At 67.5% G+C, this 9,057-nt stretch carries 8 protein-coding genes; all 8 read right to left on the bottom strand.

The genetic code is table 11. The features are described 5' to 3' along the window. Window positions 1–74 precede the first annotated feature (74 nt). Window positions 75–1,652, bottom strand: coding sequence for a Rieske 2Fe-2S domain-containing protein (locus tag MOX01_RS10435; RefSeq protein WP_141369545.1), 1,578 nt, complete (start codon window positions 1,650–1,652; stop codon window positions 75–77). 81 nt (window positions 1,653–1,733) lie between these two features. Then, complete coding sequence (locus MOX01_RS10430; RefSeq protein ID WP_141369543.1) at window positions 1,734–4,694, bottom strand: DEAD/DEAH box helicase; 2,961 nt, start codon at window positions 4,692–4,694, stop codon at window positions 1,734–1,736. Window positions 4,695–4,772: 78 nt separating this feature from the next. Next, window positions 4,773–5,183 (bottom strand): transcription antitermination factor NusB, encoded by a 411-nt coding sequence (gene nusB, locus MOX01_RS10425; protein ID WP_045265339.1) that lies wholly within the window; start codon window positions 5,181–5,183, stop codon window positions 4,773–4,775. Window positions 5,184–5,186: 3 nt separating this feature from the next. After that, the gene (efp, locus tag MOX01_RS10420; RefSeq protein WP_046747145.1) at window positions 5,187–5,747 is read right to left on the bottom strand and encodes an elongation factor P; all 561 of its coding nucleotides are present in this window, start codon (window positions 5,745–5,747) and stop codon (window positions 5,187–5,189) included. Window positions 5,748–5,802: 55 nt separating this feature from the next. After that, a complete protein-coding gene (locus MOX01_RS10415) occupies window positions 5,803–6,240 on the bottom strand; it encodes a type II 3-dehydroquinate dehydratase (RefSeq protein WP_046747146.1) in 438 nt (145 codons plus the stop codon). Continuing rightward, window positions 6,237–7,325 (bottom strand): 3-dehydroquinate synthase, encoded by a 1,089-nt coding sequence (aroB, locus tag MOX01_RS10410; RefSeq protein ID WP_058631205.1) that lies wholly within the window; start codon window positions 7,323–7,325, stop codon window positions 6,237–6,239. Before aroB ends, MOX01_RS10415 begins: the two co-directional genes overlap by 4 nt. Beyond that, window positions 7,322–7,840, bottom strand: coding sequence for a shikimate kinase (locus MOX01_RS10405; RefSeq protein ID WP_058631206.1), 519 nt, complete (start codon window positions 7,838–7,840; stop codon window positions 7,322–7,324). Before MOX01_RS10405 ends, aroB begins: the two co-directional genes overlap by 4 nt. Further along, window positions 7,824–9,053 (bottom strand): chorismate synthase, encoded by a 1,230-nt coding sequence (aroC, locus tag MOX01_RS10400; RefSeq protein WP_058631207.1) that lies wholly within the window; start codon window positions 9,051–9,053, stop codon window positions 7,824–7,826. The genes MOX01_RS10405 and aroC overlap by 17 nt, the downstream gene beginning before the upstream one ends. Between the last annotated feature and the right edge of the window lie 4 nt (window positions 9,054–9,057).

The following is a 9,057-nucleotide window of genomic DNA, read 5'->3' as shown; positions in this document are numbered from 1 at the left end:
CTTCTCCGCCTCACAGGACGGTGTTAAAGGTTGCTTGTGATGTCAGTCTATCGGAGCGCTCAGGCCTCCGCTGATCAGCTCGCCTCCTGCAGCACGGGATCGGTGACCTCGTCGATCTTCGAGGAACGGATCGGGTGCCCGGCCGTGGACAGGCAGCGTCCCGTCTTCAGGTCCCACTTCCAGTCGTGCATACTGCACGTGAGGACGCCGTCCTCGTCGACCTTGCCGGTCTTGGTGAGGTCGGCGCGCAGATGGGGGCAGCGGCGCTGCACGACCCAGTCGCCGATCTCGGCGTCCTCCGTCTGGTCGGTCTGCTCCTGGTACCAGTTCTCGACGTACTCGATCCGGTCGACCGAGAGGCACTTGAGGAACGTGGTGAGGAACTCGTTGAACTTGCCGCTGCGGCCCACCGAGAACTGCATCGAGAGGAAGATCGAGTTCGACCAGTCGATCTCGTGGTCGACGATGTTCGTCGAGACCAGATCGGCGGGGATCGTGTACCAGTAGATGCACTCCTCGCCCGCGTACTCGCGGACCTTGGCGCGGGGGAAGTCGACCACCATGTCCAGCTCGCCGATGCGGAAGCGGACGCATCCGCCGACGCCGAGTCGGATCGTGCGGGACTTCTTCAGCAGCGGCTCCCACCACTCCTTGATCGCAGCCAGCATCTCGGCCGGCGGGATGATCTCGGCGCGGGAGGCCTCCTCGTCGCGGATCTCCTGCTGACGGGATGCGCGCTGCTCTTCGAGATACTCCCACTTCTCGTCGAAGATGTGGGCGATCTCCGCTTCGGTGTACAGGGTCTGCTCGCTCGTCACCTCTCCACCCTCGACCGTGACGACGGTGCCGGGGATGAAGAGCTGTCCGTCGTACTGCGGAGCGAGCTCCTTCATATGCGCGAGGAACTGCTTCTGGTCCGTGAAGATCGACTCGCCGTTCTTTCCGAGTCCGTTGAAGTCGAACAGGTCGTCGCGGAGGAACATGGGCGGCCCTGCCATCGGGAAGACATGCGGGGCATCGACCTTCTCGATGTAGTACATGGCGCGCTTGTTCTGCGCCTCGCGCTTGAGGCGGGCGAAGTTCTGCTTGGCGTCGAGCGGCAGGTCGTAGACCATGGGCCACCAGATCGCGCCGGACACCTGGGTGAAGTATGCGTCGGGCTTGCCGAAGTCGAGGAGCTTCTCGAGGTCGAGCGGGTGCGAGTCGTTCTGGTTCAGCATCGAGCCGGTGCCGTCGTCGACGCTCAGCGAGGAGTCGCCGATCGGCCCGTCGCTGGGTGCTCGGAGCGGCGTGACCATCATCTTCAGCTCGCCCCGCTGGATCACCTGTCCGGCCGGGGCGTAGGTGATGTTCGTGTAGCCGAGCGCGCGGATGTCCTTCTCGAGATCATCCGTCGGGTACTCGGGCAGCAGCACCTCGATGTCCTTGCGGATGTACCGCTCGAGGAGGCGCGGGTCGAAGTGGTCGCGGTGGCGGTGCGAGATCCAGAGGAAGTCGGCGTCGCGGCCGTAGCGCTCCCAGTCCAGGCCGCGGTTGTCGGGGAACGGGAACCATGATCCGTAGAACGACGGTCCGAGGACCGGGTCACAGATGATGTTCCCGCCGACCGTCTCGATGAAAATCCCGGCGTGGCCGAGTCCCGTGATCCGCATTGCATTCCTCCCGAAAGTGAACCGTTCGATTGTACCGAGGGGTCCCTGTGCGACCGGTCGGCACCGCCGTGAGTATTCCGGTCAGCCGTCGAACAGCCCGCGGATATCGTCGGCGGAGAGCGACTGCGCGAACAGCGCCTCGTCGTCCAGTACCGCGGTGAACAGCCGTGCCTTGCGGCGCTGCAGGTCGAGCACCTTCTCCTCGATCGTGCCGGTGGCGATCATCCGATAGACGAACACCTGGCTGTCCTGGCCGATGCGGTGCGTGCGGTCGACCGCCTGCGCTTCGGCGGCCGGATTCCACCACGGGTCGAGCAGGAACACGTAGTCGGCCTCGGTCAGGGTGAGACCGAATCCTCCGGCCTTCAGGCTGATCAGGAACACGGGCTGCTCGCCGGACGTGAACCCGTCGACCACCTGCTGGCGATGCCGCGTCGAACCGTCCAGGTGCGCGTACGGGATGCCTGCGGCGTCGAGGCGGGCCGCGGCCAGGTCGAGAAACGACGTGAACTGGCTGAACACGAGCGCACGGTGGCCTTCCGCCTGCAGCTCGATCACCCGCTCGATCAGCACGTCGAGCTTGCGGGAGCCGATCTTCGCGTCTTCGGGATCGATCAGCGCCGGTGCGAGGCTGAGCATGCGCATCAGGGTGAGCGAGCGGAACACGATGAATCGGTGGCGATCGAGGTCTTCCAGCAGCCCGAGGACCTTCTGGCGTTCGCGCTGCAGGACCACGTCGTAGAGGGCGCGGTGGGAGGCACTGAGTTCGACCTCGAGGATCTGCTCCTGCTTCGCCGGCAGGTCCGGCGCCACGATCTCCTTCGTACGCCGGAGCAGGAGTGGTCGGATGCGCCGACGCAGCTGCTCGAGACGACGCTGGCGATAGGCTCCGCCCTCCTCGTTCTCCGGCACCTTGCCCTGCTCGATCGGCTGGATGTACTGCTCGCGGAACTTCCGTGCAGAAGCGAAGAGTCCGGGAGCGGTGAGCTTCAGCAGAGCCCAGAGCTCACTGAGGCTGTTCTCCATCGGTGTTCCGGTGACGGCGAACGTCACATCCGCTCGGAAGGAGGCGACGGCCCGGTGCAGCTTGGTCTCCGGGTTCTTCACGAACTGTGCTTCGTCGAGGATCAGACCCGCCCAGTCGATGCCCGCGTACTCGACCTCGTCGAGACGGGCGACAGCATAGGTCGTGATGACGACATCGGCCCCACGGATGCCCTCGTCGAGGGACGGGCCCTGTGTGGACCCCCGCAGTAGCACCCGCAAGGTCGGGGCGAACCGCGCCGCCTCGTTGCGCCAGGTGGCGAGCACCGAGGTGGGAACCACCACGAGGAAGGGCCGCCGCTCCCCCGCTTCCCGCGCGTGCACGATGAGTGCCAGCAGTTGGAGCGTCTTGCCGAGACCCATGTCGTCGGCGAGGATGCCACCGAGGCGATGGCTCCACAGGAAGACGAGCCAGTCCAGCCCTTCACGCTGGTACGGACGGAGGTCGGCAGTGATACCCGACGGCACGGCGACGACAGGCACCGAGGCGGCGGTGCGCAGGCCCTCGGCGGTCGCGCGCCAGTTGACGGCGGGCAGAGCTTCATCCGCGAGGTCTTCGAACTCCTCCCAGAGGTCCGTCTGGTAGCGGCTGATCCGCGGGCCGGTCTCCCATTCCTCGAGCTCCCCTGCCTCGTCGATCAGCTCGCGCAGCCGATCGAGGGCACGATGATTCAGCGAGAAGTAGCTGCCGTCGACGAGGAGGAGCTTCTTCCGGCCCTTGCTGAGCGCCGTGAACAGCGGTTCGAACGGGATGGTGCGTCCGTCGATCTTGACCAGGACTCCGAGATCGAACCAGTCCCGGTCGCTGCTCTCCACGGTCGACACCGTGATCTCGGGCTCTCCCGTGAGCTCGTGATAAGTCTTCCGACGCCCCGAGACCACGACCACGACGCCCTCGGCCTCGAGAGCGGGCACGAGGCGTGTGACGAACTCGGCGGCCGCGACATCATGGAACGAGCCTGTCGAGGCGAGCTCTTCTCCGAGGTGATCGGCCCACACCGCACGCAGAGTCTCGCGGAGCACATCTTCGGCGGCGGTGTCGCGCACGGCATCCCCGTCCTGCGCGAACGGAACCCTTCCGAAGCCGCGATACTCCCACTCGAACATGTACTTGACGGTGTCGCCTCTAAGGAATGACAGCGCGAGCACCGGGCGCGGGGCGGGCAGTGCGGGGAGCTCGACACGACCGGTCGGGCGCACCTCGATCCGACGTGCCAGCAGCGGGTAGGCGTCGCGGAAGAACGCGCCCTCGTCTCCCGGGGGAACCTCGAGACCTGTCCTCGCACCGAGCAGGGCGTGCACCGGCTCGCTGAGTGGCACCTCGGCGAGCGTCACCCTGATCGCACTCCCCCGCTGGGAGATCTCGTACACACCGCTGTGTCCGATCGTCTGCACCGAGGAGGGTTCCGCATCGTGCCCGTCGATCACGATGTGAGGGTGCACGGTGAGACCTCCGTCGTCGCCGCGTCCGACGGTCGCGCGGATCTCGGCACGATCGGCGAGCACGACGGTCGTGCTCTTCTGCATGGCGACGAGAGGGATCCCGACCTCCGAGGCGGCGCGAAGATGTCCCCAGAGGAGCCCTGACTCGATCAGATCGGCGACGAGCCAGTCGCCGGCCGTGCCGGACAGGAGCGTGTCACGCGCGATGCTGAGCAGGTCGGCGAACCACCGTGAGCGATCACGTCCGTACTGCGTCGGCGAGCGTCGTACCGCGTCCCAGGTCGCAGTCCCCTGCACCCAGGACCCGGTCGCGAGGCTCTGCTCGAGCGGCCGGATCCCGAGCAGGATCTCGCCTGTGCGTGTCGCGACGTCGCGGGCGGTCGCGGTCCGTTGGGGACGGGATGCCCACGGATTCGCCCCGCGGCCGTCGCGCACCCTGAGCTCGATGCCGAGTGCGAGCGGCGTATCGGCGTCGACGCGCGCCGGACCGAGGATGCTCCTCCAGTTCGCCGACGATGCGTCTTCCGGACGAGTCGGGTCAGAAGCGAGGGACATGCAGCCATCCTCTCCGACACCGCCGACAGTGCAGTCACCGACAGTGCCGCCACCGACAGGGCTGCCGTGTGCGACGGATCAGGCGGCTCGGGCCACCCGCGCGAGGACGCCGTGTACGAAGGCCCCGGAGTCGTCGGTCGAGAACTCCTTCGCGAGCTCCACCGCCTCGTCGATGGCGACGGCAGTGGGAACCTCGTCGTTGTGGAGGATCTCCCACACGGCGATGCGCAGCAGGGCGCGGTCGACAGCGGGCATCCGCTCGAGCTTCCAGTCCCTGCTGTGGGTCGTGATCTGCTCGTCGATCTCGTCGCGCGAGTCGATGATGCCGTCGACGATCTCACGGGCGTACAGCCACGAGGCCTCACGGGCGGGCTCGCTCGCCGCGCGTTTCGCCTCGGCAGCCAGCGTCACCGCGAGGTCGTCTCCGCGCACGTCGGAGGAGAACAGGATGTCGAGAGCGCGCTTGCGCGCCTTCGTCCGGGCGCTCACGCCTTACTTCTCGCGGCCGAGGTAGTCACCCGTGCGAGTGTCGACCTTGACCTTCGTGCCGCTCTCGACGAACAGCGGCACCTGGATCTCGTAACCGGTCTCGAGCGTGGCGGGCTTGGTGCCGGCCGAGGAACGATCGCCCTGCAGGCCAGGCTCGGTGTAGGTGATCTCGAGGACCACCGACGCCGGCAGATCGATGTACAGCGGGTTGCCGTTGTTCAGGGCGATCGTGACGTTCTGGTTCTCGAGGAGGAAGTTCTTCGCGTCGCCGACCGTGGCGGCGCCGACCGTGATCTGGTCGAAGTCGGTCTGATCCATGAAGACGTAGCCGTCGCCGTCCGTGTACAGGTACGTGTAGTCGCGGCGGTCGACGTTCTCGATCTCGATCTTCGCGCCGGCGTTGTAGGTGCGGTCGACGACCTTGCCGGAGACGACGTTCTTGAGCTTGGTGCGCACGAACGCACCGCCCTTGCCGGGCTTAACGTGCTGGAACTCGATGACGCTCCAGAGCTGCCCGTCGATGCTGAGGACGACGCCGTTCTTGATGTCTGCGGTAGATGCCATGCGCTGCGAGTTCCGTTCGTGAGTCTGCGGGGTCGGGCGGAGCCGACAGTCGATTCTAAGGGATGAGTGCTGCGAGCTGCCGCACGGCGTCCGCGTAGCCGTCCACTCCGCGCCCGACGACGCGCACGGCGGCGACGTCGTCGAGGTACGAGTGGTGCCGGAACGCCTCGCGAGCGTAGACGTCGGAGATGTGCACCTCGGCGAAGGGCAGGGACACTCCGGTGAGCGCGTCGCGAAGGACCACGGACGTGTGCGTGAGTCCGCCCGGATTGATCACGATGGCCACGCAGTCTTCACGTGCCGCGTGGATCGCGTCGATCAGCACCCCCTCGTGATTGCTCTGCACTGCGCGCACCTCGAAGCCCACGTCCGCCGCGGCATCGGCGGTGAGGCGCTCGACGTCGGCGAGCGTCGCGGTGCCGTAGATCTCCGGTTCGCGCGAGCCGAGCAGATTCAGGTTCGGCCCGTTGACGAGGAGGATGCGTCGGGTCACGCGCCCACCTCCTGGTAGGCGGCGAACATCAGCGATTCGTCCGGGGCCTGCAGCACCGTCGGCTTCGCGATGTCGTCGAGCAGGATGAACCGCAGCATGCCTCCGCGGCTCTTCTTGTCGCGCTGCATCGTGGCGAGCAGCTGCGGCCAGGCACCGGCACGGTACGACGTCGGAAGTCCCAGCGATTCCAGGATGGTGCGGTGGCGCTCGGCTGCCGTGTCCGACAGCCGTCCCGCGAGACGCGAGAGCTCGGCCGCGTACAGCATGCCGACCGAGATCGCGGCGCCGTGACGCCACCGGTAGCGCTCCGCGTGCTCGATCGCGTGGCCGAGTGTGTGGCCGTAGTTGAGGATCTCCCGCAGTCCGGCCTCGCGGAAGTCGTCCGACACGACCTCGGCCTTCATCCGGATCGCGAGCTCGACGGCACGACGGAACTCCTCGGTCGTCGGGTCCACGGCGCGTGCGGGATCTGCTTCGACGATGTCGAGGATCTCGGGCGCCCAGATGAAGCCGGCCTTCACGACCTCCGCGAAGCCCGCCGTCGCCTCGTTCGGGCTCAGGCTGGCGAGTTCGTCGAGGTCGCCGACCACAGCCGTCGGTGCCCAGAACGCTCCGACGAGGTTCTTGCCCTCGGCCGTGTTGACACCTGTCTTGCCGCCGACAGCCGCGTCCACCAGTCCGAGAACGGTCGTCGGCACCTGGATGAGCTGCACGCCGCGGAGCCAGGTCGCGGCGACGAAGCCGGCGAGGTCGGTGACGGAGCCCCCGCCGTAGCCGATCACGGCATCGGAACGCGTGAAGTCGGCCTGACCCATGACCTGCCAGCAGAAGGCGGCGACCTCGATCCGCTTGCCCTGCTCGGCATCGGGGATCTCGGCGAGGAGCACCTCGCGCGGCCCATCGGCAGCATCGGCGAGGAGGCGGTCGCGCAGTTCGGCAGCGCGGGCCGCGAGGGTCGGCGGGTGCACGACGAGCACCTTGCGCACCCCCGGTGCGAGCGCGGCCGAGACCCGATCGAGGATCCCCCGTCCGACCGTGATGTCGTAGGCGTCGTCTCCGGTGACGCTGATGGTCGTCGTGCTCATCGCTGCTCTCTCCTCCATGCCACGATGTCGTCCGCGATCTTCTGCATCGGACGACGTGAGGTGTCGAAGGTGGCCGAGGAGACCTCGTCGTACCACCCTCGACGCTCCTCGAAGATCTTCTTCCAGCGCTCCAGCGGGTCCTCCCCCGCCAGCAGCGGACGGCTGCTGCCGCGCAGCCGATCGGCGACGGCCTCGGGACTCACGGTCAGGAACACCACCGGATGCTCGGCGAGCAGATCCCGCGTCGCGGCCTTCGTCACCGCGCCTCCGCCGAGCGATATCACTCCCCCTTCGGAGAGCGCCTCGGCCACGGCCGCCCGCTCGAGGTCGCGGAAGTGCTCCTCGCCGTGCTGCTCGAAGATCACCGAGATCGGACCGTGAGCGGCGACGATCCGCTTGTCGGTGTCGATGAAGTCGACTCCGAGCCGACGCGCCACCCGCCGACCGACACTGGTCTTGCCGGCGGCCATCGGACCGACCAGCACCAGCGTCAGCGGATCAGCCGCGCTCGTCATGCGCGATGAGCGCCGCCTCGGACGCGGGGGTCGTGCGCAGCTCTTCGGGGATGCCAGCCAGGTATCCGTCAAGGTTGCGACGGGTCTCGCGGATGCTGTCTCCGCCGAACTTCTCCAGCACGGCGTTCGCGAGCTCGACCGCGACCATGGCCTCGGCGACGACGCCCGCCGCAGGCACGGCACACACGTCGGATCGCTGGTGGTGGGCGGTGGCATCGTCTCCGGTGGAGATGTCGATCGTCCGCAGCGCATGCGGCACGGTGGCGATCGGCTTCATCCCTGCGCGCACGCGGAGCACCGTCCCCGTCGACATGCCGCCCTCGGTGCCACCGGCTCGATCGGAACCGCGGGTGATGCCCTCGGCGGTGGCGAAGAGCTCGTCGTGCGCCGCAGACCCCCGTCGGCGCGTGGTCTCGAAGCCGTCGCCGACCTCGACCCCCTTGATGGCCTGGATGCTCATGAGCGCCTGCGCGAGGCGCGCGTCCAGGCGACGGTCCCAGTGCACGTGGGAGCCCAGTCCGGGCGGCAGCCCGTACGCGAGGACCTCGACGATGCCACCGAGGGTGTCGCCGTCCTTCTTGGCGTCGTCCACCTCAGCGACCATCAGCGCGGAGGTCGTCGGGTCGAAGCACCGGAGCGGATCCGCGTCCAGAGCATCCACGTCGTCCGGTGTGGGCAGCGAAGATCCCTCCGGCACGCGGACCGGACCGATCGACAACGTGTGGCTGACGAGCCGGATACCGAGCTCGCCGAGGAATGACCGGGCGATCGCACCGAGTGCGACGCGTGCGGCGGTCTCCCTGGCGCTCGCCCTCTCGAGGATCGGACGGGCCTCGTCGAAGTCGTACTTCTGCATGCCGACGAGGTCGGCGTGACCAGGACGTGGACGCGTGAGGGGTGCGCTGCGGCCACGGGACTTGTCCGTGAGCTCCACCGGCTCGGGGTTCATGACCTCGATCCACTTCGGCCACTCGGTGTTGCCGATCCGGAGCGCGATCGGACTGCCGAGGCTCTTCCCGTGTCGCACGCCGCCCGAGATCGTCAGCTCGTCCTGCTCGAACTTCATCCGTGAACCGCGACCGTAGCCCAGCTTGCGCCGAGCCAGATCGGCCTGGATGGCCTCGGAGGACACAGGGACGCCGGAGGGCAGTCCCTCCATGACGGCGATGAGTTCTGGGCCGTGCGATTCGCCGGCCGTGAGCACGCGGAGCATTGCT

It is taken from the genome of Microbacterium oxydans (genome assembly GCF_006540085.1).
In the GTDB taxonomy this organism is placed as follows: Bacteria; Actinomycetota; Actinomycetes; order Actinomycetales; family Microbacteriaceae; genus Microbacterium; species Microbacterium oxydans.
The sequence above is the reverse complement of the archived record's forward strand: the minus strand, read 5'-3'. Positions and strand labels throughout refer to the sequence as shown.

Bases quoted from the DNA above. Each gene is read 5' to 3' on its own strand.
- MOX01_RS10435 (WP_141369545.1), bottom strand. From the start codon at position 1,652: ATGCGGATCACGGGACTCGGCCACGCCGGGATTTTCATCGAGACGGTC.
- MOX01_RS10430 (WP_141369543.1), bottom strand. From the start codon at position 4,694: ATGTCCCTCGCTTCTGACCCGACTCGTCCGGAAGACGCATCGTCGGCG.
- efp (WP_046747145.1), bottom strand. From the start codon at position 5,747: ATGGCATCTACCGCAGACATCAAGAACGGCGTCGTCCTCAGCATCGAC.
- aroB (WP_058631205.1), bottom strand. From the start codon at position 7,325: ATGAGCACGACGACCATCAGCGTCACCGGAGACGACGCCTACGACATC.
- MOX01_RS10405 (WP_058631206.1), bottom strand. From the start codon at position 7,840: ATGACGAGCGCGGCTGATCCGCTGACGCTGGTGCTGGTCGGTCCGATG.
- aroC (WP_058631207.1), bottom strand. From the start codon at position 9,053: ATGCTCCGCGTGCTCACGGCCGGCGAATCGCACGGCCCAGAACTCATC.